The sequence below is a fragment of the Clostridium sp. YIM B02569 genome (genome assembly GCF_022320765.1).
Lineage (GTDB): Bacteria > Bacillota > Clostridia > Clostridiales > Clostridiaceae > Clostridium > Clostridium beijerinckii.
On sequence record NZ_JAKJJX010000010.1, the window covers coordinates 104,720 to 131,104 of the forward strand.

General features: G+C 30.0%; 23 protein-coding genes and 1 pseudogene. 5 read left to right on the forward strand and 19 right to left on the reverse strand.

From position 1 onward, the window contains the following. Window positions 1–27: 27 nt before the first annotated feature. Genes L3B96_RS10765 through L3B96_RS10775 form a run of 3 tightly spaced genes read right to left on the reverse strand, consistent with a single transcriptional unit; the run spans window position 28 to window position 4,047 of the window. A complete protein-coding gene (locus L3B96_RS10765; protein ID WP_238860813.1) occupies window positions 28–2,367 on the reverse strand; it encodes an ATP-binding protein in 2,340 nt (779 codons plus the stop codon). 4 nt (window positions 2,368–2,371) lie between these two features. Further along, window positions 2,372–3,415, reverse strand: a complete 1,044-nt coding sequence (locus L3B96_RS10770; protein WP_238860815.1) for a uroporphyrinogen decarboxylase family protein — start codon at window positions 3,413–3,415, stop codon at window positions 2,372–2,374. Next, window positions 3,415–4,047, reverse strand: coding sequence for a cobalamin-dependent protein (locus tag L3B96_RS10775; protein WP_238860817.1), 633 nt, complete (start codon window positions 4,045–4,047; stop codon window positions 3,415–3,417). Before L3B96_RS10775 ends, L3B96_RS10770 begins: the two co-directional genes overlap by 1 nt. Before the next feature lie 409 nt (window positions 4,048–4,456). Here L3B96_RS10775 and L3B96_RS10780 point away from each other — a divergent pair, with 409 nt between their 5' ends. Further along, complete coding sequence (locus L3B96_RS10780) at window positions 4,457–5,635, forward strand: MFS transporter (protein WP_023975745.1); 1,179 nt, start codon at window positions 4,457–4,459, stop codon at window positions 5,633–5,635. 386 nt (window positions 5,636–6,021) lie between these two features. After that, window positions 6,022–6,465 (forward strand): MarR family transcriptional regulator, encoded by a 444-nt coding sequence (locus L3B96_RS10785; RefSeq protein ID WP_238860819.1) that lies wholly within the window; start codon window positions 6,022–6,024, stop codon window positions 6,463–6,465. Window positions 6,466–6,623: 158 nt separating this feature from the next. Here L3B96_RS10785 and L3B96_RS10790 read toward each other — a convergent pair whose 3' ends face one another. Together L3B96_RS10790 and L3B96_RS10795 are read right to left on the reverse strand one after the other, a co-directional pair. Further along, window positions 6,624–9,029, reverse strand: coding sequence for a glycyl radical protein (locus L3B96_RS10790; RefSeq protein WP_238860822.1), 2,406 nt, complete (start codon window positions 9,027–9,029; stop codon window positions 6,624–6,626). 290 nt (window positions 9,030–9,319) lie between these two features. Further along, on the reverse strand, window positions 9,320–10,072 hold the full coding sequence (locus L3B96_RS10795) for a DeoR/GlpR family DNA-binding transcription regulator (protein WP_171786773.1): 753 nt from the start codon (window positions 10,070–10,072) through the stop codon (window positions 9,320–9,322). A 323-nt stretch (window positions 10,073–10,395) separates the two neighbouring features. Here L3B96_RS10795 and L3B96_RS10800 point away from each other — a divergent pair, with 323 nt between their 5' ends. Continuing rightward, window positions 10,396–11,298: a glycyl-radical enzyme activating protein gene (locus tag L3B96_RS10800; protein ID WP_238860824.1), complete on the forward strand. Its 903-nt coding sequence runs from the start codon at window positions 10,396–10,398 to the stop codon at window positions 11,296–11,298. Between the two features lie 224 nt (window positions 11,299–11,522). On the opposite strand, the gene ascB is transcribed toward L3B96_RS10800, so the two are convergent. From ascB to L3B96_RS10850, 10 genes and pseudogenes are all read right to left on the reverse strand, one after another. Beyond that, window positions 11,523–12,947: a 6-phospho-beta-glucosidase gene (gene ascB, locus L3B96_RS10805; RefSeq protein ID WP_238860826.1), complete on the reverse strand. Its 1,425-nt coding sequence runs from the start codon at window positions 12,945–12,947 to the stop codon at window positions 11,523–11,525. Beyond that, a complete protein-coding gene (ascF, locus tag L3B96_RS10810; protein ID WP_171780031.1) occupies window positions 12,940–14,367 on the reverse strand; it encodes a PTS cellobiose/arbutin/salicin transporter subunit IIBC in 1,428 nt (475 codons plus the stop codon). Before ascF ends, ascB begins: the two co-directional genes overlap by 8 nt. Window positions 14,368–14,680: 313 nt before the next feature. After that, window positions 14,681–15,424 (reverse strand): MurR/RpiR family transcriptional regulator, encoded by a 744-nt coding sequence (locus tag L3B96_RS10815; protein WP_023975752.1) that lies wholly within the window; start codon window positions 15,422–15,424, stop codon window positions 14,681–14,683. A gap of 87 nt (window positions 15,425–15,511) precedes the next feature. Next, window positions 15,512–15,796: a barstar family protein gene (locus L3B96_RS10820; protein WP_017209407.1), complete on the reverse strand. Its 285-nt coding sequence runs from the start codon at window positions 15,794–15,796 to the stop codon at window positions 15,512–15,514. A gap of 22 nt (window positions 15,797–15,818) precedes the next feature. Next, window positions 15,819–16,340, reverse strand: coding sequence for a ribonuclease domain-containing protein (locus tag L3B96_RS10825; RefSeq protein WP_238860828.1), 522 nt, complete (start codon window positions 16,338–16,340; stop codon window positions 15,819–15,821). A gap of 473 nt (window positions 16,341–16,813) precedes the next feature. Beyond that, window positions 16,814–17,011, reverse strand: a pseudogene (locus L3B96_RS10830) (transposase); the annotation flags it as partial. 69 nt (window positions 17,012–17,080) lie between these two features. Then, the gene (locus L3B96_RS10835; RefSeq protein WP_238860830.1) at window positions 17,081–18,490 is read right to left on the reverse strand and encodes a HAMP domain-containing histidine kinase; all 1,410 of its coding nucleotides are present in this window, start codon (window positions 18,488–18,490) and stop codon (window positions 17,081–17,083) included. Next, on the reverse strand, window positions 18,471–19,151 hold the full coding sequence (locus L3B96_RS10840) for a response regulator transcription factor (RefSeq protein WP_238860831.1): 681 nt from the start codon (window positions 19,149–19,151) through the stop codon (window positions 18,471–18,473). Before L3B96_RS10840 ends, L3B96_RS10835 begins: the two co-directional genes overlap by 20 nt. Before the next feature lie 741 nt (window positions 19,152–19,892). After that, window positions 19,893–21,644: an N-acetylmuramoyl-L-alanine amidase family protein gene (locus tag L3B96_RS10845; protein ID WP_238860833.1), complete on the reverse strand. Its 1,752-nt coding sequence runs from the start codon at window positions 21,642–21,644 to the stop codon at window positions 19,893–19,895. A 753-nt stretch (window positions 21,645–22,397) separates the two neighbouring features. After that, the gene (locus L3B96_RS10850; RefSeq protein ID WP_238860835.1) at window positions 22,398–22,661 is read right to left on the reverse strand and encodes a hypothetical protein; all 264 of its coding nucleotides are present in this window, start codon (window positions 22,659–22,661) and stop codon (window positions 22,398–22,400) included. Window positions 22,662–22,862: 201 nt separating this feature from the next. Between L3B96_RS10850 and L3B96_RS10855 the strand changes: the two genes are divergently transcribed. Continuing rightward, complete coding sequence (locus tag L3B96_RS10855) at window positions 22,863–23,090, forward strand: helix-turn-helix transcriptional regulator (RefSeq protein WP_238860838.1); 228 nt, start codon at window positions 22,863–22,865, stop codon at window positions 23,088–23,090. Window positions 23,091–23,523: 433 nt separating this feature from the next. Further along, entirely contained in the window at window positions 23,524–23,769 is a 246-nt protein-coding gene (locus L3B96_RS10860) for a helix-turn-helix transcriptional regulator (RefSeq protein ID WP_238860839.1), read from the forward strand. A 48-nt stretch (window positions 23,770–23,817) separates the two neighbouring features. Here the strand turns inward: L3B96_RS10860 and L3B96_RS10865 are convergent, their stop codons facing one another. The 4 genes from L3B96_RS10865 to L3B96_RS10880 form a co-directional block, all read right to left on the reverse strand. After that, a complete protein-coding gene (locus L3B96_RS10865; RefSeq protein ID WP_238860841.1) occupies window positions 23,818–24,111 on the reverse strand; it encodes a hypothetical protein in 294 nt (97 codons plus the stop codon). After that, entirely contained in the window at window positions 24,098–24,943 is an 846-nt protein-coding gene (locus L3B96_RS10870) for a hypothetical protein (protein WP_238860843.1), read from the reverse strand. The genes L3B96_RS10865 and L3B96_RS10870 overlap by 14 nt, the downstream gene beginning before the upstream one ends. Window positions 24,944–25,080: 137 nt before the next feature. Then, complete coding sequence (locus tag L3B96_RS10875; protein ID WP_238860845.1) at window positions 25,081–26,028, reverse strand: hypothetical protein; 948 nt, start codon at window positions 26,026–26,028, stop codon at window positions 25,081–25,083. A gap of 135 nt (window positions 26,029–26,163) precedes the next feature. Further along, window positions 26,164–26,364 (reverse strand): helix-turn-helix domain-containing protein, encoded by a 201-nt coding sequence (locus L3B96_RS10880; protein ID WP_238860847.1) that lies wholly within the window; start codon window positions 26,362–26,364, stop codon window positions 26,164–26,166. Window positions 26,365–26,385 lie beyond the last annotated feature (21 nt).

Sequence of the window (26,385 nt, forward strand, 5' to 3'; positions counted from 1 at the left end):
GGCACATTGTTTATAAATGCTTTATTTTTAACTGTTGCTATACTTAGTAATAACTTCTTTAAGTTTCATAACTTCAATTGGTTTACTAATATAGTCATCCATTCCTGTATTAATACATATATCTCTATCTCCTCCCATTGCATATGCTGTCATTGCGATTATAGTAATATGTTTACCAGTTAACTTTTCTTTTTCCCGAATTATTTTTGTAAGTTCAATTCCGCTCATATCTGGCATCTGAATATCCATAAGAATTATATCAAAATCCTCATTTTCAAGTATATTCAATGCTTCTAATCCATTTGAAGCTATTTTTATTTTCCACCCTGCAATCTTACATAATTGATTCATAAATCGCTGGCTGATAATATCATCTTCAACTTGTAATATCCTAGTTTCTAAATAAGCCTTGTTATCTATACACATTTTTTGAATATTTGATGATTCCTTACTATCACTAGCAATATTAAACAAACAAGTAAAGTAGAATGTACTTCCTTTACCATACTGACTTTCAACAGATATTTCTCCCCCCATAAGCTCAACGATATTTTTAGAAATAGCAAGACCCAGACCAGTCCCTTGAAATTTTTTTGAAGCTGATATATCTAATTGTGTAAAATAATTAAATAATCTCGGAATGTCTTCTTCCTTAATTCCAATCCCTGTATCTTTTACAGAAAACATTAGCTTCACTTTATTCTCTTTATCCTCAACTTTATCTACGGATACTTGAATTTTACCTTTTTCAGTAAACTTAATTGCATTTCCTATTAAATTGCTTAAAACTTGCATTAATCTACCCTTATCTAATATGATTTCATTCGGTAAATTATTGTCAACAATAATCTCAAGCTTCAGTCCTTTATTCTCCGCTAAATATGTAAATAAATTTCTACTTTCATTCATTAAATTAAATATATTTATGCGTTCTGGCTTTAGTTCGATCTTGCCTACATCCATTACTGAGAGATCAAGTATATCATTAATAATCTGAAGAAGATGTTTTGAAGAAGTTTCAATCATTTTTACTATGTCAATTTGCTCATCTGTCAACTTTGAAAATTCCAATAAGCTAGTCATTCCCATAATCCCATTCATAGGTGTCCTTATTTCATGACTCATATTTGCTAAAAACTGACTTTTAGCTGAGTTTGCTCTTTCTGCTTCCTCTTTTGCAGCTTTAAGCTTAGTCTCAGTTAACTTATGCTCTTCGATTTCTTCTTCTAACATACAGTTTGTTTCTTCGAGGCTTCCATTAACCTCCAACAGTTGAGAAGTACGTTTATCAACAAGAACCTCAAGCTCATTATTCAATGAAAGAAGTTCTTCATTTGTATCAATTAATTTCTCATAAATCTTTGAATTAAAAAGCATTATTCCTAGAATTATAATGATTGTTTTTGATAAATCTAAGTATTTTTCCATATAATTAGGAAACATAATATCTTCCACTTCCATATAACCCATTAATTCATTATTAAAAGTTATCTTAAAAATAAATCCTGCTCCTGAGGCAGTAAGAAAATAACTTTGCCTAAATTCTGAGTTGTCGATATCATATAGTTCACTTTTATACAACTTCTCTTGATTGAAAATTATTTCTCCTTTTTTATGTTCAATTGCAGGAAGAAATGCGAGATGCTTAGCACCGGTCAACATTTCAAATAAAGTAAAAATATTCTTAATCAGGTCTTCACGTTTTAAAAGTGTTGCTTTTTTTTCAAGAAAATCAAATACAAGAGCATAATCAGTGACCTGCTTGTTTTTTAAATTTAAAATGTATTCTAGTCTATTAACTTTCCAATTTTTATATGAATTATTTATAATGCTTGAAAAGTACTCCAAACCTACATCTATAATTTCATATTTCATTCCTATATATTCTGAAAACTCTATTAAATCAGTCATGATATTGCTATATACGCCACTGTCAATAAGAACCACCTTTTTACAGTATTCTGAAAAAAATTCACGTGCAGTTTCTTGATTAAATCCATATATGTCCATAATAATATGCTTCCATCTTTTTAGCCAACCTGGTGTAGTCAAATAATACCCCATTAAAGAAAGGTAATTTATCAGATCACCCCCAGCCAATAATGACAGGCATGAATTGAAAATACTTTCACCATCAAGATTCTCATCTTTTCCAGAGCCCTTCTGAGTTGGCAGCAAAATAACTGAGTCACTGCAATAACCTGATGCAATAAGGCCATCATATAATTTCTGTCTTTGACGCTTGCAATTTATACAATCCATTGAATAGTATTTAAATTCAATCTCTCCATTTTTCAGGATCCCTAGCATACTCTCCACTTCAACTTTAAAACTTTCACAGATTAAAATACATAGTTTATCGTTCATATAATCACCTCCAACTTAACGGATATCTGCCCCACTTATTTATACTCTCTGATATCTCATGAAGAATATCCTCACTAACCTGATAAGGAATGTCTCCTAAACTGTCGCACAAGATAAATCCACCACCAAGCCCAGCTTTTCTTATTGCTTCCTTAACATTATATTCAGCATCAGATCTGGTCCATCTGCACATTTCAATACCATTTAGATTTCCAAGCAATGTAGCTCTTTGACCAACTTTTTTCTTTATTTCAGCTAGATCATCAGTATGGCTTACCAGAATGGCTTTAATCCCAGATTCAAGGATTTCCTCAAGTATTGAGGAAGAGCTTGCCGAGGACGTAGCAATGGCTACATCACTTTTAATAGTGGGTATTGTTCTCTTTGCAGAAAGAAATCCAGTCTTTAAATATATGCTTTTAGGAATAATTGAAGACACAGACATAGAATCTATAGTCGTTATAAAGGATGCGCCTGCCGCCAATTGCATATTAGCCCACTCAGTGCAAAACCTTTCATTGATTTTTATAAGATGCTCAAACAACTCTGGTTTTTCATAAATAAGTTCAATATATTTATCAAAACCCATTTGAAGAATAGGAAGTGAAAAAGGTGATAACACGCCTCCAGCAATAGGTACAGACATCCCCACTTCCTCCTTCAGTATGGATATTGTTTCAAGACAATTTCTAAGAATTTTTGAATTTTTAACATCTGGTGGTTGTAATTTTAAAATATCGTCAAAGTTTTTTATTATTGGTTCACCAGCATTAGGAGGTCCTGCTTCATTGAAAATAACTTCACTTCCAAAAGCTGCATATTCATGGGCAGCAGAATAAAATGGATTCAAACAATCATTGTTGAATTTTCTGAGAAGCATCATTTGTCCCTTTGCTACATTCTCAGGTTTACTAAAATAGTTTTTAATTGATATATCTAAAAATTTTGCGCAGTAATGTGTACACATTAAAAACAATGGAACCTTGTCTGGTTCATGCTTACTCATAGTTGTAGATACTCTTTCCATAGAAGTATACCTTTTTTCCATTAAGAATCCTCCTTCATCCATTGTTCTATAATAGCAATATTATCGGCTGCGCTTTTCCCCATTTTATCTGCACCGACTTCCTTCCAAAGTGTGCTGTCCATTAAAAAAGGTGCACCTCCAACCAATATTTTAATTGAAGGGTCCTTTTCATGAAGCATTTGAGATATTTTCTTAATTTTTAAAGCAGATGGATACATTAATACTGATATCATAAGTATTTTTATCCTATCTTCAGTGACTCTCTTTATTATCTCCTCCGCTCCACTTATAGAACCGTAGTCTATAAGGTCAAAACCGCTTGACCTCACAACAGCACTTACAATTTTCTTTCCAAGAGTGTGATAGTCCTCAAGAGTCAATATTGCAATCGGCTTGGTATTCTTAATCGGAAAATTCTTTTCACCCAAAATAGAAATTGCAATTTCCTCACAAATCCTGCTGCTCATATATATCTGCGATAAGGCCACTTCTCCTCTTTCCCACTTTTCCCCAATGGAAGTCAAAGACTTAACTATATACTCATCAATAAAATCAATCCCATTTTTTTTAGCTAAAAAATATTGAAGAATTTTATTAACTTCTAACTTATCGTAATTAATCAAAGCCTTTTCAAACGCCTCCCAATTCATCATTTAGCTCCCTTCTTTATTAAGTAAACTTTTTAATTTCACTTAATATTTTCTTGTTACTTTACACCATAGTTTTATGTTAGGAAATATTTATATCTAAATAATTTAAAATTTTTATATGAATTTTAGTGGATTCTCCACTCAATTATGTAAAGAGTAATTGAATTATTAATAGAACTATTATACTCTTTATTATTATATTTTAACATTATTTGCATATAAATTCCTATTAATTACAACTTAAATTCCTTCTCCCCACTTTTTGGTACTATTTAAATATCAACTTAAATCTCATTAGTTATAAGTAAAAATTTTATTGAATTCATCAGTCAAATTAGTTGCACAAGAAACTAATTTATGTTATTGTTATATTAGTTGCAAAGGAAACTAATATTCAAAGGAGAGAACATTTATGGAAAAAGATATACAAAAAGATAAGGTTCTTTGGACAAAAAACTTCGTTATTATAAACATAATAAACTTATTAATATTTTTTGGATTTCAAATGTTATTACCTACACTTCCGCTCTATGCTAAAAAACTCGGAGGGACAAACTCTATCATTGGATTAGTAACTGGAGCATTTGTAGTATCTTCAGTAATAATTAGGCCAATCTCTGGATTACTTCTTGATAAGTTAGGCCGACAAAAGGTATTTTTAGTTGGATTATTTATATTTATTATATCAGTATTTTCTTATTCAATAGTTCCATTTATTAGTGCAATTATTATGATACGGTTTATCCATGGCTTTGGCTGGGGGGCAGTAAGTACAGCTTCTAATACAATTGCTTCGGATAATATCCCGAATGATCGTTTTGGAGAAGGAATGGGATATTTTAGTCTGACAAGTAGTTTAGCTATGGCAGTAGCTCCTACAATTGGACTATTTGTGATATCAAAATATAGCTTTCAAGCTCTATTTTTAACATCTACTATACTAGCCGTGCTTGGGGGTATTATTGCTTTTAAATTAGAATATAAAAAAATTGAAAATAAAGAGCAAACTAAAATAAAAGCTTCATTGTATGAAAAAATATCTATAAATCCTTCTATTATAGTATTTTTTGTAACAATAACTTATGGTGCATTAACCAGTTTCTTACCTCTTTATGCTTCACAAAAAGGCATAGAGAACATTGGAATTTTCTTTACAGTCTATGCAATATCCTTATTTATATCTAGACCAATATTCGGTAAAATAATAGATAAATTAGGTTTTGACTATGCAATTATTCCAGGTTTTATATGTGTAATTATATCTATGTTGCTGTTATCTGAGTCTTCAAATATTAGCATGTTTTTAATCGCCGCATTTATTTACGGAATAGGCTTTGGTGCAACTCAATCTACTTTACAGACAATGGCCATGGTTGGAGTCCCACCTTCACGTCTAGGTGCTGCCAATGCTACATTTTTCACTGCATTTGATTGTGGTATAGGATTAGGTGCAGTAATTTTAGGAGTAGTTTCATCAAACGTTGGATATGCTCAAATGTATCTGTGGGCAAGTGGGGCTGCTATTATAGCATTTATTCTTTATTTCATTATTGGCAGAAAGAGAAAACCTCAATTACAAGTAAAAAAGTAGTATTTTACCTTAGGATTAGTACGTAACACAAATTCTCAAAACGTATATTAATCACATACAAAGTTAGCTCTGCGTTTTATCAATGGCAGAGTTTTCTTTTTCCAAATAATATAATCTATATTTTAAAATACCAATTCATAATTTCAAAAAATATATATCCTAGTAAATCATTGAAACTATAATTATTTATATATATAATTTAAGATGGTTTTATCCGATAGCTAGCATCCGTAGCACTCCCTTTTCTTTAAGCGGGAGATAACGGCTGCACGCTTCTGGACAATGTGCCCCTTGAGGGTATAAGTTCAACTAAATTCAGCTGGAGTTAAAACTCCACCTGAAAAGTTTCACTTTATAGGAAACTAATCTAAAGGAGATAAGTAACTATGGAAAACATTAGTAAACTTAATGCAGCAATTTATAGAAATGCTCAAAGCATAATAAATTCAAAGCTTATAGATTTGAATATTAGAAGTGGCCAACATGATTTTTTATATGTGATTTCAAAAAATGAAGGTATAAGTCAGAAAGAGTTAAGTGAGTTTCTGTATGTAGGTAAATCAACTACTGCAAAAGCAGTAAAAAATCTAGTAGAAAATGATTATGTAAAAAGAATTCAAGATGAAAATGATAAGCGTATTTATAGGTTATATTTAACGAATGCAGGAAAAAAAGTTATACCTAAAATAGATGCAACCTTTTTAGAATTAGTTGCTATTTTTTCTAAAAACTTATCTAAGAAAGAAGAAGAACAAACAGTCATTATTCTAAAAAGAATTCTCCATACGATTTCTGAAGAAAAAAATAAAATTAATTCTGATATTGATTAATTTATAGATTGTTTCATCTTTTACAAAATATATAAGACTAAGCCGCCAGTATCAAGAAAAACACGACCACCTGCAACCAGCTATTTAAGCCACATGCAAATGGTCGTGGGGTTCATAAATAATATCAATGAACATTTCACTTGGGGAGAATTATTTTACTATAAAACTTGTTCTGTTCTTTCAATTATATCATCTTGAGTTTGTTTCGATAATACATTAAAGAAAGCACTATATCCTGCTACTCTAACAATTAGGTCTCTATGCTCTTCTGGATGTTTTTGCGCATCAAGTAAAGTATCTCTTGATACTACATTGTATTGTACATGAAAACCTTCTAAACGATTAAAGAAAGTTCTAATTAATAAAATTAACTTTTCTCTATCACTTTCCTTAGATAACATTTGTGGTGTTACCTTTTGATTTAATAATACTCCACCAGTAATATCGTGTGTTGGTAATTTTGAAACTGATTTAAATACTGCTGTAGGACCATTTTTATCCATTGCATGAGATGGTGAACACCCTTCAGCTAAAGGCTCTCCAGCCTTTCTTCCATCTGGAGTTGCCAAAGTTCCTGCTCCTTGTGGTACATTAGCTGAAATTGAAGAAGTTCCAGCATAATAGCATCCTCCAATTGGTCCTCTACCATATCTAGTATTCTTATATTTCTTTATCTCATCAATATAGATTTCATAAGCTTCTCTTAATAATAAATCTATATAATCATCGTCATTTCCATACTTAGGAGCATCATTAAGTAATATATCTTGAATTCTTTTACCATCTTCTCCTTCAAAATTATTAAGCAATGCATCCCAAACTTGTGCTGGTGTAAAACTCTTATCTTCAAATACACATTTTTTAATTGCTGCAAGAGAATCTCCAAGGTTAGCGATACCTACTTGAAGATCACTAATAAAGTCATATACGGCTCCACCTTCTTTTAAGTTTAAACCTCTTTCAATGCAATCATCAGTTAAAGCTGAGCATAATACATCTGCTGTAACTTCTTCTATTGCTAAGTCTGCACAACTATCTATTATTACACTATGTCTTGTAAATTCACGAATTATCTTATCCCAGGCTTTCATAACCTCATCAAAGGTTGTCATATCCTTAAAGTGACCTACACCCTCGCAAAGCTTAGTTCCTGACTCGGGATCAACTCCATCATTTAAAGCTATTAATAATGATTTAGGGAAATTTAAAAAGCTCATTCCAGTACATCTATAACCCCATTTACCTGGGACTGCTACTTCTACACATCCAATTGCACTATAGTTATAGGCATCTTTTTCATCTACACCTTTTTCTATGAATGATGGAATAATAACTTCATCACTATTAAAGGCTGGCATTCCGAATCCTAATCTTACTACTTCTATGCATTCTTTCATGAAATCATCAGATAATCCTTTATGGTAACGTACTGTTAAGTTAGGTTGTGGTAATTTTGTCTGAGCAACACTCTTTAGAATTAAGTAGCTTAATGGATTTACTTCATCTTTTTTATCTACAGTCTGACCACCAACTGTAACATTTTGATATAAGGGACTACCTGCACTAAAACGTGTATGTGACCAGCTTCTTATCTTATTTATAGTAAAAGTCTTAAGCCACAAGTTTGTTAATAATTCAGTAGCACTATCCTCAGTAATCTTTCCAAGTTTTAAATCTTTTTCATAGAAAGGATTTAAATATTGATCCATTCTTCCATATGAAAGTGAATGTCCATTTGACTCAATTTGCAAAACTAAGTGAATTATCCACAAAGATTGAACTGCTTCATGGAAAGTTTCTGCTGGATAATATGGAACTTTATTTAATATTCTTGACATTTCAAGTAATTCTTCTTTTCTATTTACATCAGATTCTTTTTCAGCTAATTCTAATGCTAAATCTGCATAACGCTTTGCAAAAGCTGCTACTGCATCAAGTACAATTAAAATTGCTCTATAAAAATAAGACTTATTTAGATTCCTATAGTCTGTAAGGTCTAGTTCTTTTAATTTCTTTTCTGTTCGCTCTTTGTAATTAATTAACCCAAGGTTTAATACAGTTTCATAATTTACCGCTATATGAGCATCCCCAGAAGTAATATTGCCCTCTGCTTTTATAATCCCTAGATCATAAAAAATTCTACTTTCAGCAGGCATCCCTGCAAGACCTCTGTCTTTTAAAGTTTTATGCTCCCAAAAAGGTGCTATTTCTCTTAAAACATTCTTACTTTCTTCAGTAATATAAAATATATCACCTTCACGTTTTTCAAATTCATCAAGTTCATTTATAACCCAATCCATTGCATATTCGGGGAAAATAGGAGCTGAGCGATTTGATTCTGCTTGATTTCCCGCGATTATCGAGTTATCTTCAATAAATATAGTCATATTTTTCAATATATTTTCTAAACATAACGCTCTACGTAATACCATTGGCTTATCAGCGTGTTCTTTGTAACTTTCCGTAGTAAGTCTAGCTCTTTCTACACTAACCATAGATTTTGCATTTAATAATTCTTCTCTAAAATTATGCATTCTATCAGTTAATTCTCCAAAATGATTCATAAATATTCTCCCCTCATTATCAATTTCATATTATAACAAACTTTTTTACTTTCATTTGAAACTATTTTTATTTTCTTTCATAATTAAATTATATATCAACAATATTTTTTGTCAATATTATTATTTCATTTGAAACTTATATAATTATTTTCGAAACGAATAACAAAATCCTTTTTATTTAAGATAACAAAAAAATACATAGATTATAATTTTTACTCATTAAAGTAAAACCTATACCTATGCATCTTATAAATTCCTATATTATGATTGTTCTATTCTTATAAACCATATTAATTTACACTTACCATTTGAACATCCACTTTTTCCTTCTTTAAACTTTCTAAAACATCTTCAGGAATATTAGTATCTGTAAATAAATAGCTTATCTCTTCTGCTTTAAATTGAGATACCACTCCACGCTCAGAAAACTTTGATGATTCTGTTAATATTATAATTTTATTAGAACTTTCAGCCATGGCTTTTACCGTTTCTGTACGCATTAAGTTTTTTCCTGTAAACCCTATTTTAGAATTATAACCATCAGTTCCGATAAACAATTTATCAACAAAAAAATCTTTCACACATTTTCTTGTTAGAGGTCCTACTGATACCTGAGATTCCGGCTGGTAATCTCCTCCAAGCAACACTACTTTCGCATTTCCTTCTCTAATATAGTTTGCAATAAATGTAGAATTAGTTATTACTGTTATATCCTTTTTATTATATGCAAGTTCTTCTGCAAGTAAGGCACAAGATGAGCCTGATTCAATCATAACTGTTTCACCATCATTTACAAGTTTACTTGCCAATTGTGCTATTTTTCTTTTTATATCATAATTAAAAGCTAATCTGCTATTGATATCATCACTTGAAGTCATAACTGCATACCCATGTTCACGCTTCAATAATCCTTTTTCTTCTAATGCACCAAGATCTTTACGTATAGTCACTTGAGATACATTTAAAAGCTCTGATAATTTACTGACTTCTATACGCTTGTTTTCATTGACAATTTCAAGAAGCTTTGTATACCTACTTGTCATAAAAACTCCTCCTTCTCTTAGGTAGATTCGAAAAATAACTGGTCGACATACCTTAATCCAATGGTAATTATATCATAAACTACTTACAAAATGAACTATTTATATTTCGAATAAAAGCAACTCTGCTTATTATTGATTATATACTACTTCAAATAATATTAAACATCAAATTATTATTCTTATGAAATGTATACTTATTTCAAATGAAACTTTTTATTTACACTTATATTTTTTCATGTTAACATTGAATCATCAATTGAAACTTAAATTATTGCGGTTCAATCATAATACTAATCTTGCTTTTACTATATGGGGGTGTTTTTATGAAAGATATAAAGGCTTGCATTTTCAATATTCAAAAATACAGCATACACGATGGTCCTGGAATCAGAACTGTAGTTTTTTTCAAGGGCTGTCCCTTAAGTTGCCTATGGTGTTCAAATCCAGAATCTCAAGATAGTAAGATACAAATCATATGTGATAAAACTAAGTGCACACAATGTCTTCATTGTATAGACGTTTGTCAAAATAATGCTATTTCCTTAAATGATAATCATATAAAAATTGATTCTAACAACTGTATTTCTTGTTTTGCTTGTAAAAATTCCTGTCCTCATAAAGCTCTTTCAGCAGAAGGTGAATTTTTAACCCTTTCTCATGTTATGAATGAAGTTATGAAAGATGAAATGTTTTATGAAGAATCAAATGGTGGCGTTACTTTATCTGGTGGTGAAGTATTAATGCAGCATGAGTTTGCATCAGAATTATTAAAACTATTGAAGAATAGAAACATACACACAACCATTGAAACCACTGGATATGCTTCAAATAAAACATTCTCAAATTTTATACAAGATGTAGATTTATTATTATTTGATATAAAACACTATGATAGAGAAAAGCATTTTAAAGTAACAAATGTTTATAATGATTTAATTATTGAAAATTTGAAAATTGCTATAGATAACGGTAAAGATGTCATTATTCGTATTCCTGTCATTCCAAACATAAACTCTAGTTTAGAAGATGCTAAAGAATTTTGTAAATTACTTGAGTCCGTTAATGCTAAGAAAGTAAACTTACTTCCATTCCATCAATTTGGGCAGAAAAAATACGAACTTCTGAACAAACCATATGCTTTCCAAAATACGCAACAACTTCATGAAGAAGATTTATTAGATTATAAAAATATATTTCTTAAAAACGGATTTGATTGTTATTTTTAATAAATAAAAGGAAAAATACTATCAATATTTTTAATAAAAACCTGCATCATTTGTATATAGTTCACCTTTGCTAATTCTAAAATACTTTTCTATTGCTACTTTTTAATATGTTTTTTATAGTGATGTCATTCTCTTAATATCTATAAACTAAAATAACCCAAGACAATACTAATAAATATTGTCTTGGGTTTTATAGTTACAGCGCAGCGTAACCTTTAAATTTCTTATATTAAACATTCACCGTTCGTTTCTATTACTTTTTTATACCAATAAAAAGATTTTTTTCTTTTTCTCTCTAAAGTTCCAGTTCCATCATCTTGTTTATCTACATATACAAATCCATATCTTTTACTCATCTCTCCAGTGGATGCTGAAACTAAATCTATACATCCCCAAGATGTATATCCTAATAGTTCAACTCCATCTTCCATGGCTTCTTTCATTTCCATGATATGCTGTCTAAGATAATCAATCCTGTAATCATCATTTATTGAGCCATCCTCTTCTATTGTATCTTTAGCACCTAGTCCATTTTCTACTATAAATAAAGGCTTTTCGTATCTATCATATAGAGTATTCATAGTTATTCTAAGTCCTAATGGATCAATGGCCCATCCCCATTCACTAACTTCTAAATGAGGATTTTTTATGGATTTAACAACATTAGCTTCAGTTTGATTTTCCATATCCTTAGATGCACATCTAGAAGCATAATAACTAAAAGATATAAAATCTACTGTATTTTTTAATATATCCAAATCATTTTCTTCCATTACAATACTAACTTCTTTTTCTGCAAATACCCTCTTTGAATAAGATGGATACTTACCTCTAGCCTGTACATCTATGAAAAATAAATTTTCTCTATCCTTTGTATGAGCCATCCATACATCTCTTGGATCACATGAATACGGATAAAAATCTCCTCCAGCAAGCATACATCCAACTTTATTTTCTTGATTTTGTTCATGGGCTATTTTAGTTACTAAAGCACTTGCTACTAACATATGATGAGCTGCCTGATACTTAACCTGCTCTTTGTTTTCACCTTCTTTGAAATATATACCGGCTCCCGAAAAAGGACTGTGTATCAATATATTTATTTCATTAAATGTCAGCCAGTATTTAACCAAGCCATCAAATTCTTTAAAGCAGCATCTTGCATAATTTTCAAAAAATGATATCATTTTTCTACTCTTCCATGATCCATATTTATTAACCAGTTCCATTGGAACATCAAAGTGACATAAGGTTACTAATGGTTCTATATTATATTTTTTACATTCTAAAAATAAATCTTTATAAAATTTAATTCCTGCTTCATTAGGTTTACTATCATCTCCATTAGGGAAGATTCTTGTCCATGCGATTGAAGTTCTAAAAACTTTGAAGCCCATTTCAGCCATCAGAGCAATATCTTCTTTATAATGATGATAAAAATCAATTGCCTCATGACTTGGATAAAATTCACTATCTTTCAAAGTCAAATCTTCTTCTAACCCTAATTTTACTTTCATTCTGTTTATTCCATGTGGTATAACATCTACAGTGCTTAAACCTTTTCCATCTTCTCTATACGCACCTTCAGCCTGATTTGCTGCAATAGCTCCGCCCCATAGAAATTCCTCTGGAAAACTGTATTTACTCATTATCTGCCCCCATTATTTCGATATTCTCTTCTGCTGGAATATCTTCAAATCCAAATATTAGAGTTAATACGAAAGATAATACGACTGCCAGTATCATTATTCCAATTATCCAAATAAGGCTTGATGGATTTTGTGGATCAAAAAACTGAACACTTGTGAATAAACCTGGTGCAGCCATAGATCTACTTGCGAGTCCTGCTATCCCTGCTACGGCACCACATACACCACCTGAAATTAATGATGCTATCAAAGGCCTTTTAAATCTTAATGCTACTCCATACAGTGCTGGCTCTGTGATTCCTGCAATGATTGCAGAAGAAGCAGCTGCAATTGCAGTTTGTCTTAACTCTTTATTTTTAGTTTTGAAAGCAACAGCTAAAGCTGATCCTCCTAATGAAAGGTTCGCACCTATTTCTGAAGGCATTACCATTCCTTCCATGCCTGTTTCTGCTATAGTTGTTAATATAGTTGGAGTAAATACTCTATGCATTCCAGTCATAACAAGTAATGGCCATAAAGCTCCCATTATTGCTACTGACACCCATCCTAATTTGCTGTGAACAAAATAAACTAAACCTGATATTGCTGTACCAATCCATATACCTAAAGGTCCTATAAGTCCAATTGCTATTGGAGCTGCAATCAATACTATAATCGCTGGTTTTAAGAAATTTTTAGTTACTTCTGGTGTTATCTTATCTACAAATCTTTCAATATATGATAATATCCAAGTCATACAAAGTGCTGGTATTACCGTATACGTATACTTAACGGATGCAATAGGAATAAACGCTAAAGTTACTTCCTTACCTTCTGATGCGCTTACCATTAGTTTCATAAAATCTGGATGTACCATAAGTCCTGCTATTGCAATAGCTAAATAAGTATTAGTTTTAAATTTCTTAGATGCTGATACTGCCACCATAATTGGAAGGAAATAAAACGCTGCATCTCCCATAGCATTTAGTAATGTATATGTAGTACTGTCTGCTGGTAGTACTTTTAACATAGATAACATCATTACTACTAACTTTACCATTGAACCACCAATAATTGCTGGTATCAATGGTGACATTGTACTTACTAATGCATCCAATATATTAGTTCCAACTTTTTTGATAGTTAGCTTTTCTTTTTTTATCCCTTTTGCAATGTCACTTTGATCTCCAAAGTTTCCTAATTTTAAAACTTCCTTATAAACATAAGATACATTATTTCCAATAATAACTTGATGTTGCCCACCTTGGTTTACATATCCCATTACTCCATTAATTTTTTTAATCTCATCTACATTTACTTTTGAGTCGTCCTTTAAACAAACTCTTAAACGAGTCATACAATGAGTTACACTTTCAATATTTGAGATACCGCCTAAATTTTTTGCAATCGTTTTCGCAATTAATGCATAATCCTTTGCCATTTTATTACCTCACTTATATTTATTATTTTCGAATAGCTATTGAATGTATCTTAATATTAATTGAAAAAGCTTATTCTGTCACTATGTAAACCATTATAAAAAACATGTCTGTTTTTTAATAATTTGTTATTGCAAAAAAACAAAATGTTTTTTTGCAATTAAAATCGAAATGTGTTCTTGACATTTCATATATTTAAAAAACTGTGATTAACAAACAAAAAGAGTAATTAAAATAAGCTTTATCAATTTGAGTTAAAAACTTCAAATCAATAAAGCCCTATGTAAAATACTTTTATTTTTTGCGCATAGCTATTTACTCATCTTGTATAGATTCTTCTCGACGATTTTGTAGTTTCCTTCCAATTCTTTCTATTATACTGATTATTGGAATTTGAGTTGTAATATCATATATTCCTACTTTAACATATGGTACATAATATGGGATATTATAATCAGACATTTTTGCTATAGTGCAATTTTCAGTGTTAGTAATACTAACAATACAGCAATCATCTTTTTTAAATCTATTTATATGACCTATAATATCTTTTGATTCACCAGACACAGAACATACTATTACAACTGAATTTTCATAAAATTTACCTGTAGTAGGGTAATACGGATCATCAATGCATAAACTAAATTGTCCAACACTTGATAGATATCGTGCTCCATATCTTGCTACAATTCCAGACATACTACTTCCTATAAAAATTGTTCTCTTTGCTTTTAATATAGCTTTTACAATTTCCTCTATCTTCTCATCATATTCTTCAGTATTTGTTTTCTTAAAAAAATCAATTATCTCTGTATTATCTTCACTTACTTTTTTAATTTCTTTTTCCTCTATAAATAATTTAAATTTTAGTTTAAACTCTGAATAACCACTACACCCTACTTTTTTGCAGAAATTTAATATGGTTGTAGTTGAAACATGAGATTCAACTGCTAATTCCCTTATTTTCATATATCGGACCTTATCTTTATTATCCATAATATAATTATAAACAGAAATTTCTAAATCATTAAGACTTTTGATTTGACTATAACTGAACATATAATACTTCCTTCCATTGGACTATTGCATACATTATATCAACTGATAACGTTTTTTTCAATCAAGATAGATATAAGTTTGAGTCAATTAAAAGTTGGAAATAATTTTTATCTTAAGTTTTCCTCCAGTAAATTTTTCAGCTTCATTAAAAATTTCTAATGTATTTTCAGCATAATCACCTAATAAGTCTTTACTTTTTTGAAAGTCAACCCATTCAATTGTAACTGGCAATTGAACATCAGCAGTTAGACAATCCCAGAGTGCATCTAAGTTTTCACCGTAATGAGCAGGAAGCTTTAATTCCTGTTTTAAAATTTGGTGTAACATATTTTTATCCGTAAGCTTACTGCCTTGTATTACTACTTTATTCAAGCTATTCACATCCTTAAAAAAACTACTTTCCTTTATATAATAATTTGAATGTTTTATAATGATCTGAGGTAGAGTAAATTAATCCATCATTTGAATAAAGAATCCTATCATCCCCACGATGTCCTCCATTATAGTTAATATCGCATTCATGCCAAATTCTATTAGGCGCATCTGGTAGAGATTTTTCAGCATTCTTAAAAATATCTCCCCCTATGCTTTTACCAGGCGCTACTTTGCTAAGATCGTCTCCTGGCTTCCATCCAAGTTTATTAGCCTGCGCTTTTGTTATAAAATTTTCAGGCAAAGTTCCATTTTTATGTATATAATCTGCAACGCCTTGAAAATCATTAATTATCTTTTTATTCTTTGAATCTCCATCTTGGCTAGAATCTATCTTTTTATCTTCTGATTTTGTAGCTTCCACATGGTTATCCTGCTGCTTATTTACAGCAGTTTTATTTGTTGCTGCACACCCAAATAAACCTATTAACATAAGTAAAAGTATAAAAACAGCAGAAATTTTCTTTATAAATAATTTTTTCATTTTCATAACCATTCCTTTCGCGCTTTGCTCAAGGCACAAAACGCAATTAAATTCTATCGATTCTTGGCTTTGAGCGAATTTATTTTATATTCTTTATTCGTAGGGATAACAGCTAACTATAAATCATGTGAATGCGAGTGGACTACACCTATTTAGATGAATGAGCACTTTATCAAACCCATTTGTATCAGCCGTAAAAGAGAGTAATTCTGAAAATTCTTTTTCCATATGTATCTCTCCATCCCATAAATTCTTTTGTACCATCATACTACTTTTATTATATCTAATACTTCTTGTTTTTTCTATAATTTTACACAAGGGAGTGTCGCAAAATGATTAAATTTTAATCAGGAGCGATACTCCTTTTCGGTTTAAAATAACAAATTTCTAAATATTTGAAATACAATATTAATTATTTAAAGATTTCTAATTTTTAAGTGCACTAAAATAAGCCCAGTTAATTTATTCCATAATTAGGCAGTAGGTTTCAATTCATGAAGATGATTCTTAGTTTTTTCATTTTGTATTTTTGAATGTAATTTGTTAATGTTATAACCAAAACAAAGCAAAATAAATTCAGTTTGAACGCTATTTTTTCCACGTGTTAAAAATCTATTGAATTCATAATCACTTTTTAGAACTCCAAATGTTCCTTCGAGAAGTACGGCCTTTAAAATATCCCTATTTGGGGGATTATATAAAAAAAATTAAGAATACAACAGGACAGTTTCAGCTATTATTTACAAATTTAATGTAATAGTTAGTTTTGTTCCAATGCCTTCTTCGCTTTCTACATCTATTGTACCCCTATGCATATCAGCAATCCATTTTGCAATAGATAAACCAAGACCTGTTCCACCTTTTTCCTTAGACCTGGATTTATCAACGATATAAAATCTATCAAATATATTCTTAATTTCATCCCCAGGTATTCCAATGCCGTTATCAGTAATAGTTAGCTTCACAACATTATCCTGTATCTCTGAACTTACATCTATTTTATTTCCCTCTTGTGTGAATTTAATACCATTATCAATAAATATCCTTAGCATTTGTTTTATCCTTTTATAATCAGCTATAATGAGAACCGCATCATTTTTATTACTTGTGATTATATGATTTGGAGCTATCAGTTTGCTTTCTGTTACTATTTCATCAACAAGTTCATTCAGATAAAAGCTTTTCTTTTCAATCACTTGAGTTCCGCTATCACCTCTTGCCAGAAATAATAGCTTTTCAACTAAATCAGCCATATTAGTAGCCTCTAATTTAATTGCATAAATAGATTTTTCCAACGCTTCTCTATCATCTTTTCCCCATCTATCTAATAGATTTGCATATCCTCGAATAACTGCAATGGGAGTTCTAAGTTCATGTGATGCATCTGATACAAACTGGGCCTGCCTGCTAAATGACTCTTGAAGCCTATCTATCATCTTATTAAAAGTATTTACAAGTCTATTAAGTTCATCATCAGAATCAGTTCCTTCTATTCTTTCCTTTAAGTTATTAATGCTTATATTTTCAGCAGTTGTAGTTATATAATCAATAGGCTTTAACATTTTCTTACTTACTATGTACCCTAATATTAGAGATATTATCATACCTATAAAATCAGTTATAACCATAGATACAAATAACGTTTCTAAAAAATGATATTCATTATTCATATCTTTTACTATTTGAAAATATACACCGCCATATTCTTTACTTTCATATTCAACATTTTCATATAATAAATAAACGTCATTTTCTTTTAAATATTTTACCTTTTCTAGTGAGGGATCTGTTTTATCCTGAGGCATTTCAATTTCATAGTTAAAATCATCAGATGTATTTATTACTGTCCCATCTTCCTTTATTACCCTTATGAATATATTTTGATTAGATGGAACATCTGAAAAAATATCATCATCTGATACATCTAAATGTTGATTTTCTGATTTGATGTCATTTAATACAACGTCCTTCGTATCTTCAATTTGATTAATCCCTTCATTATATAAATGATACTTTACTCCATATAAAATTGAAGCATTTAACAAAAGTAATATTCCTAGAAACATAAAGGCATAAACTATTGCTATCTTAATAGAAATTTTTCTGTTTTTAATACTTTTTAAAACCTTACTAATTATCTTTGATAACATAGCCTACTCCCCTTATTGTAGTTATAAGACTCTCTTCAAAACTATCATCAATTTTGCTTCGCAAATATCTTATAAATACATCTACAACATTTGTATCTCCTGCATAATCATACCCCCATACATCTTCAGTTAATTTATCTCTTGAAAGCACAATATTTTTATTAATCAATAAAGTCTCAAGAAGATCATATTCCTTTTTGGTGAGTTTAATTTCCTTACCTGATCTCCATACCTGATGAGTTGCATTATTAATTACAATATCCTTAACTTTTATTTCATCAATCTTATTTTTCAATACATTTTCTCTTGTATACACTCTAATTCTTGCTAATAATTCTTCTATTGCAAATGGCTTTGTTAAATAATCATTAGCTCCAATATCAAGTCCTAGAACTTTGTCAGATATGTCACTTTTAGCAGTAATCATTATAATAGGAACATTAGAGAATTGCCTAATTCTCCTACAAACTTCAATTCCATTTAAACTTGGTATCATTATATCTAGGAGAATTAAATCATACTCAGTATTCTCAACCTTCTCCAATGCTTTTCTTCCATCATATTCTGTATACGTTATATATCCTTCATGCTTAAGCTCCATTTCAATAAACATTGACATTTGTTTCTCATCTTCTACTATTAAAATTTTATGCTTCCCCATGTTATCATCTCCCATCAAAATTATTTTCAGCTTTATAAAAAATATTGTTTTTTATAATTATAATGTTACTATTCAAACAGCCTTTCCCATATCATGGTAATGTTTATAACCATATTTTTAACTATTATGTACTTTTCTTTATCAATTTATATATAATTTATTTAATATACTAAATTGCCAAAAATATTGCTGGGAACAAAGTTCCCAGCAATATTTTGGATCTTAAAAATTATGTTTAAAAATTTTATTATAAATCTCTGCCCGAGCATGCAGAAACTTAAATTTTAGGAAAAATGTTTAAAACAGCAAACAATTTTTTCTACATTCTTATTGTCACATCAAAACATTAAGATAACATTAAAATAGTATTAGAATAACATTAGAATGGTAATATAATATTATAGGTAAATTACACAAAACCTAGAATTATGCGATAACTCTCCGAAATAAGTTAAAGTTTAGCAAATACAAATATACGGGGATATTCCATCAATGGATCTCACTCTTAAATCAGATTAATATCTTAAATTATATACTACAACAGAAAGAACATATAGTCCTTTTCGCGGTGTTGCATTGAGAATAGGGCTATAAGAATTTCTTCATATAGAAGTTGTTCCATTTTAACTTGTCCCAACTTCACATTGAGAGCAAGTTAAAATAGGTACAACTTCTACTGTTAGAAATCCGCAGCCCTATTCTCTAGCAACAGAGCAAAAGACTATATGTCCTTTCAGTAAGTTATCTAATCCAAGCTCCATTAGCTCCTAATACATAACCATCAACAGTTGTGTTAGCTAGCATAGCGCCTGATGAATTTAAGTAGTACCAAGTTCCATTGTCATTTAACCATCCAGTTGCCATGGCACCTGATGCTGATAAGAAATACCAAGTTCCGTTATCATTTACCCAGCCTGTCCCCATAACACCATCAGCTTTTAAGTAGTACCAATTACCACCTAAGTTTAACCATCCTGCAGCTTTAGTTCCATCAGCTTTGTTATAAGTCCAAGTACCGTTAGTAGCTTGTACCCATCCAGCGGTTACTGCTGGTGTTGTAGCTGCTGTATCAGTTGTGGTATCATCAGCTTTTGTTCCACCGATTACTGAGTAAACTGCATCACTTTGATTCCAAGCAACAATATTATCTTTATTATAGACTGACATTTCATCAAAAGAGCCATCTACTTTATATACTTTGTCCCAATCTTTATCATTATTCCATTCATAGATATATCCTCCGTTTAATCTCCAAAGGTTTCCACTTGCATCTATATCAAATGCATAACCGTCATAACTATTACCACTATCAGATGACTTTTCTATATCTTCACCCTTGCTTAAATCTGCAAAGTCGGTGTAAGTATATCCATTAGTACCTTTTAATGTTATTGTTTGAGTAGCTATTTGCTTGTCCGATGTTATTCCATAATTAACTATTTTTCCATCTACAACAGTGTATCCTGAATCCGTATAACCGTTAGCAGCATTAATTAAATCGCCAGTTTTATCTGCACCTTTATCATCAGAGATTACATAAGCAGTTACTGTCTTAGCATACTTTGCTCCCTTAATATTATCAGATGCTTGCGCTTTTGATATTTTTTGAATGACATCAAAAGTTACTGCACCAGTTGTTTGCTTAAATGCACTATTACCACTAACAGCAATTCCATTTATTTTTTGTACAATTGAATTAGTAGTGCTTATAGTAACAGTTGCTGTTCTATAGATATAATCTGCATCTTGTCCAATTACTTTTGCAGTTGTACTGTCAACACTTCCTGTTACATCACCTTTAGTAGTATTTGCATCATACTTATCATTTGTATTATCTACACTTACTGCTTTACTAACTCCGCTTTCTGTTGTTGTTACTTTAATTTTTCCTAATTTGTAATCTGCATCAATATATGCTCCATTTGCATCTGTGTATACATTTAAATATGAAGTATTTTTATTTGTTGCATCCTGTGCAGAATATTGAGTTTCATACCATACTTCTCCAAACTTTGCTCCAGGAAGCTCTGTTACAGTTGGAATTGCTTCTGATTGGTTCGCTGAACTTCCTTCAACATATCTTCCATCTGTATCCTTTTTAATCTTTTTTCTTAAAGCTGCAGCAGCATCATCTTCTGCATTAGATTTTATAGATTCATCAGTTGCTTTACCTGTTCCTAAATCAAGGAAATAATCACCATTTGATACATCAACATATTTATCACCATATGCTGCAACAGATGATCCTGTATCAATATCTGATACATCATTGTATTTACCATTATTTAAATAATAAACAGCTTCGTCTTTATCATTAACCTCTCCATCAATATAAAATTTACCGTCTTTATATGCTACGGCATCATAAATAGTACCATCTTGTGCTTCTATTTTTTTATAATCTGCAGCATAAGCTCCAGTTGCAGGTGCTATTGAAACAATAGCAGCTGCTGCTAATAATAATGATGTAATTTTATTTGCTCTTCTAAACATGTTTATTTCTTCCTCCATTAGTTAATATTCTTAATGTTCACATTTGTATTTTTGCATTAAAGCATTAAAATAAGATTAAAATAGCATTAGAATAACATTAGAATAATTTAGCAAAAAATATATCACAGCATTAGAAATAAAATTTATTTTAAGAAAACCTGACTAAAAAAACATAAAAATAAAGATCCTCATGAAATAGAAAGTGTAACATATTATTATAAGCTAAGCTCATTATGGTAACATTATATTTAATATATTAACTAAATTTGTAGATAATAAGGATTTGCTTTCAATTTATTTATATAAATGAAGTTTCATATCAAAATAGATTGATTAATGCAATAGATTTTACTGAGTTAATGAATTATAGAAATAAGAATGTACAGGTTTCTCATATAGGACATTCTCAAATAAATCTAAAATTTATCCTGTTTGAACGTTATCATATTATATGAAAGGTCTACCTTTTACAAATTCACCATTAAATCTGTTTATTGGTTCTTAACAATGTTATTATATATAATTTGTTATAATAAAATAACCCACGAAAATCCGAATTCCAGATTTTCGTGGGTTTCATGGTGGAGGCGACGGGTGTCGAACCCGTGTTTATTACATAATGGTAACGTGTATTTTACTAGTTCCTCTTATAACAAGATGTTTGAAAAATATCATTTTTGATATACTGCATATTCATTACTGTATGGTAACATATGCAGTATAGATTTAAAAAATGTGTGTCAAAATGGGATGTCAATTGAGTATCTCTGATAGCTCTATATTCAAGGCTTTACATAACTTTATGGATGTAGATAATTTTACTTTAGAAAAAGGACAATATAACAAACATATCAATTTTAATATATTTATATTAGCTTTATTAGATAATGAAACCATCTTTTCTTTTCTACCATGCATATATCTTTTGATATTCTTCTTTATATTTATTTGGCTGACCATTTGCACTTGTTTCCCCTTCTCAAATTCTACTTTAATGTTTAATGTTTTTTCTGTCATAGCTTTGACCCCCTTGTATTTTACCCTTGAATTAATCATTGATTAAATTATATCATATACACCGATAAAAACAAACATATGTTCTCTTAAAATGCATAAGATTTCCTTAACTATTTCTTTTTTATGTAATTTTGCTCCTTTTGTTAGCAAAATAGCACATTTTTGAATCTCCTTGTTAAAATTATCTCGAGGTGATTAATAATGTTAGCTTTGAGATTAACATATCTTCGTAAAGAGCTTGAACTTACTCAAGCCGAACTTTCAAAAAAACTTAAAATATCACGTAGCGCTTATTCACATTATGAAAGTGGCCAACATGATCCGCCGATTTCTACTTTAATTTTATTTGCGGATTTTTATGGAGTTAGTCTTGATTTTTTGGTTGGTAGAACTGATATTAGAAAGCCTTATCCCAAGAAAACTTTTTAGAACACAATCTATACCTTAACTCTTTTTGAAAATTACATTTCAATCTTCTTTCTATTCAATTAATATTTTTCGTTAATTTTTTAACTTTTCTTTCACCTCACTATCTACTTTGCTTATAAGTTGGCCAACCCTTGCTTGCAATCTAATTATATCATGCCAAATAGGTCAGCGTCAGTGACCTTTCGACTTTATTCTCACATAAATTGCTTACAATTTTTATATAAACGAAGCAAAAAAATCCTATAATAGCGAAAGTATAGAGAATTATAACTCAATATTTTACTTTTTATTTTTGTATTAAATAATTTATAAATTAGTTGTTATTTTATGAATTATTTTGTAGAAATATAAAGGAATTTAATCACAAATGCAGAATAATATTATTCAACTAAAAATAACTATAAGATAAAATTCATGCTCAGGGGTGATTGAATTGTTACGAAAGCGGCGAAATGATATAGGGCTCTCTTTACGCAAACTATCTAAACTAAGTGGAATCTCAAAAACATATCTAATCTCTATGGAAAGATACCCTAATAAGTGTAATCCAACCTTTGAAATAATGTTTAAATTAGAAAAATCATTATTAGTTGAACATGGAACAGTATATTTATATTTTGCAGATCTGAGAAAGGACATAGTAATTAACACTGAATTAAAAGATGATATTATAGAATAAAAAAGAGACCAGGATAATTAAAAAATATCTTGGTCTTTAAAATCTATATTATTTTTTCTCTATAGGTTGCTGAATTGGCACTCCTAAAATTCCGCCTAGATCTTTAATAATATCTCCTATGGAAACTCTAATACCATATTGGCTACTTGATATTAACAGATTCATTCTATACTTATTCATTGGTTTTAATAAAGGTAATTTATTCATATCCTTTTCTGATATTGTAAAATTAGTTCCATCATCTAGAGTCAATATTCCAAGTGATATATAATCTTCCTTAGTGTTACTATTCTTCTTTACTTCCAAACTACTTACTAAAACATCAACATTATTTACTTTCATTATTAATACACTCCTTTTTATTTAAATCAAAATAAGTTACATTACCTAAATGGTTTCCTTTCCAATCTGTATACCCTATAGGATAGCTATTAGTAAATTTCAATTCATAATCTCCATACCGACTTAATATCTGTTCGATTGAAGCCTCGCAAAATATTTTTTCCTCTATGGGCTTTTCTAAAGTCTTTTGACTATATCCATATATTCGATATCCTTCCAAATCTACATCTTTTAAACTCTTTACAATATAACTACTTACATATAAAGCAACGTTAGTATTATCCTCCTGAGCTAATGACCTTATATCTACCCAACCATACTTCCAATATGAGGCTGAGAAACTTTGTTCTAATAGTTTATGTTCTTTAGATTTAACCTCATTAGAATTGTTTAATTTGATCTCCATAGGCATATTAGTTAGCACATGGAAATGTAGTCTATGGTTTATATCTCCGTACTCTAATACCCATAGATACTTTAAATTTTTATATCTTTTCCTTAGCTTATGAAATAGATTGTCTAAGCTTTTTTTACTTTCTTTATAATCCTGCTCTTTTGCAAATGTTAAAGTAATAAATGTTGTCATATCATCATTACACTTTATCAGCCTTATAATATTGTTTCTTGCTGCTGTTAATGTTGCAACTCTATTTTTCTTACTCTGTTTGTTTGATTTTTTTACTTCTTCTTTGCTTGTAGACTTCTCAATTTCTTTTTGCAGTTTCTCAATTCGTTTAAATCCTTCATGTTTCTTAGATTTTCTAATGATGTAATTGTGAACCTTGTAAATTTCTAACCGGGAATTGCATTTTATAATTCTAAGATTATACATTCCGACTTATCCAACTACTAACAAGTTAAAAGCTAACGCCTTCCACTAAGACTTTTTGCGCTCCGAGGTTGCTAATATAAACAAGTTTATAACCGCACCTCTACGCTTAAAAACTCTTAGTTCCAGTTGTTGAACCTTTACTGAGTTAGTGAGTAGGTACGTCCTTTGTATAAATTATCACTGTAAAAATAGAATTCCCGATTATTCAATTCACCATCAACACTACACCCTAATGCAACCCTATAGGAACTTTCATCAAGCTGTTTAAAACTGCATCTACTATTAAAATAACTCTTAAATTTCAATTCTTCTTTAGTTGCTATCTGTATTATGCCAATTATAAATATATTGTAATGTCGCGCGATACATAACAATTCTTTTATTGTGTTGTTTAAATTCTTGTCCTTAATAGTTGCTAATTCTTCTATTAATATATAGAGTGGTCTATCATGCTTATGTGGGCGTTCTAACAAGGGCTTTAGATAGTTAAGTATATTTCTTTCTCCCAGTAATTTTGGTGTCTTATTATAACCTATAAAGTCATCTAAAAACGCATTGCAAAGAACTATATCAGCATCATTTAGATTGTTAATAATGCACTTTATTAAACCTGTTTTCCCTTGCCCTGATAAGCCTGTTACTAGTAAGTGAGGACATTTTTTCATATCAGCTATAATTGGTTTAGCTCTAGAATCATACCCCAATAACAGTTCAGTATTCTTTAATTTATGTTTTTCAAAATTTAAGTCTTTAGCTGATGTATCTATTACCTCAATATTTACTTTTGCATCATTAGTTAACTCAATATTTACTTCTTCAGCACCAAACAGTGATCTTATATAACTCTTTTGTTTTTCGATATCTTCAAAGCTGCATATTCCACCTATATCTATTGTTGCAGAAAATCCAAATTCACTTTTCTGAATATCTTTAACTATAGGCAAAAAGCTATTGTTTTCTATTTTCTTATCTTTAAAGAACCTTCTAAAACTTAATTGTATTCTTAGTTTTTCTGGAATTAAAAAATCGTAGAAAGTATATCCTATAGATGCTAAAATAACTAACTTAACGTACAAAGCTATCATTGCTTTTTCCTTTTCTTTATTGCTATGTTATATATGTATGCACTACTATTTGAAAAATTTCCTACTTATCAAAAATAATTTTAATATATGATATTTATTCTAGTATTCGATAATTATAAATATAAAAAAAGGCACCTAATCTTCAAGGTACCATATATCTTCTACCTTTCGATTAAGTGCTTTTGCTATTACCATTATGTTTTCAATATTTCCTTGTATTTTATTAGCCTCTATACTAGAGTAAGTACTCTGACTTATTCCTAGCATATTGCAGAATTCTTTCTGATTTAACATATACTCTTTCATACGAATTTCTTTAAGCTTATTCTTAACCATCTTCTCATCCACCCACAAGTT

Excerpts from the sequence above, each read along its gene's own strand:
- L3B96_RS10765 (WP_238860813.1), bottom strand. The coding sequence starts at position 2,367 with ATGAACGATAAACTATGTATTTTAATCTGTGAAAGTTTTAAAGTTGAA.
- L3B96_RS10770 (WP_238860815.1), bottom strand. The coding sequence starts at position 3,415 with ATGGAAAAAAGGTATACTTCTATGGAAAGAGTATCTACAACTATGAGT.
- L3B96_RS10775 (WP_238860817.1), bottom strand. The coding sequence starts at position 4,047 with ATGATGAATTGGGAGGCGTTTGAAAAGGCTTTGATTAATTACGATAAG.
- L3B96_RS10780 (WP_023975745.1), top strand. The coding sequence starts at position 4,457 with ATGGAAAAAGATATACAAAAAGATAAGGTTCTTTGGACAAAAAACTTC.
- L3B96_RS10785 (WP_238860819.1), top strand. The coding sequence starts at position 6,022 with ATGGAAAACATTAGTAAACTTAATGCAGCAATTTATAGAAATGCTCAA.
- L3B96_RS10790 (WP_238860822.1), bottom strand. The coding sequence starts at position 9,029 with ATGAATCATTTTGGAGAATTAACTGATAGAATGCATAATTTTAGAGAA.
- L3B96_RS10795 (WP_171786773.1), bottom strand. The coding sequence starts at position 10,072 with ATGACAAGTAGGTATACAAAGCTTCTTGAAATTGTCAATGAAAACAAG.
- L3B96_RS10800 (WP_238860824.1), top strand. The coding sequence starts at position 10,396 with ATGAAAGATATAAAGGCTTGCATTTTCAATATTCAAAAATACAGCATA.
- ascB (WP_238860826.1), bottom strand. The coding sequence starts at position 12,947 with ATGAGTAAATACAGTTTTCCAGAGGAATTTCTATGGGGCGGAGCTATT.
- ascF (WP_171780031.1), bottom strand. The coding sequence starts at position 14,367 with ATGGCAAAGGATTATGCATTAATTGCGAAAACGATTGCAAAAAATTTA.
- L3B96_RS10815 (WP_023975752.1), bottom strand. The coding sequence starts at position 15,424 with ATGTTCAGTTATAGTCAAATCAAAAGTCTTAATGATTTAGAAATTTCT.
- L3B96_RS10825 (WP_238860828.1), bottom strand. The coding sequence starts at position 16,340 with ATGAAAAAATTATTTATAAAGAAAATTTCTGCTGTTTTTATACTTTTA.
- L3B96_RS10835 (WP_238860830.1), bottom strand. The coding sequence starts at position 18,490 with ATGTTATCAAAGATAATTAGTAAGGTTTTAAAAAGTATTAAAAACAGA.
- L3B96_RS10840 (WP_238860831.1), bottom strand. The coding sequence starts at position 19,151 with ATGGGGAAGCATAAAATTTTAATAGTAGAAGATGAGAAACAAATGTCA.
- L3B96_RS10845 (WP_238860833.1), bottom strand. The coding sequence starts at position 21,644 with ATGTTTAGAAGAGCAAATAAAATTACATCATTATTATTAGCAGCAGCT.
- L3B96_RS10850 (WP_238860835.1), bottom strand. The coding sequence starts at position 22,661 with ATGACAGAAAAAACATTAAACATTAAAGTAGAATTTGAGAAGGGGAAA.
- L3B96_RS10855 (WP_238860838.1), top strand. The coding sequence starts at position 22,863 with ATGTTAGCTTTGAGATTAACATATCTTCGTAAAGAGCTTGAACTTACT.
- L3B96_RS10865 (WP_238860841.1), bottom strand. The coding sequence starts at position 24,111 with ATGAAAGTAAATAATGTTGATGTTTTAGTAAGTAGTTTGGAAGTAAAG.
- L3B96_RS10870 (WP_238860843.1), bottom strand. The coding sequence starts at position 24,943 with ATGTATAATCTTAGAATTATAAAATGCAATTCCCGGTTAGAAATTTAC.
- L3B96_RS10875 (WP_238860845.1), bottom strand. The coding sequence starts at position 26,028 with ATGATAGCTTTGTACGTTAAGTTAGTTATTTTAGCATCTATAGGATAT.
- L3B96_RS10880 (WP_238860847.1), bottom strand. The coding sequence starts at position 26,364 with ATGGTTAAGAATAAGCTTAAAGAAATTCGTATGAAAGAGTATATGTTA.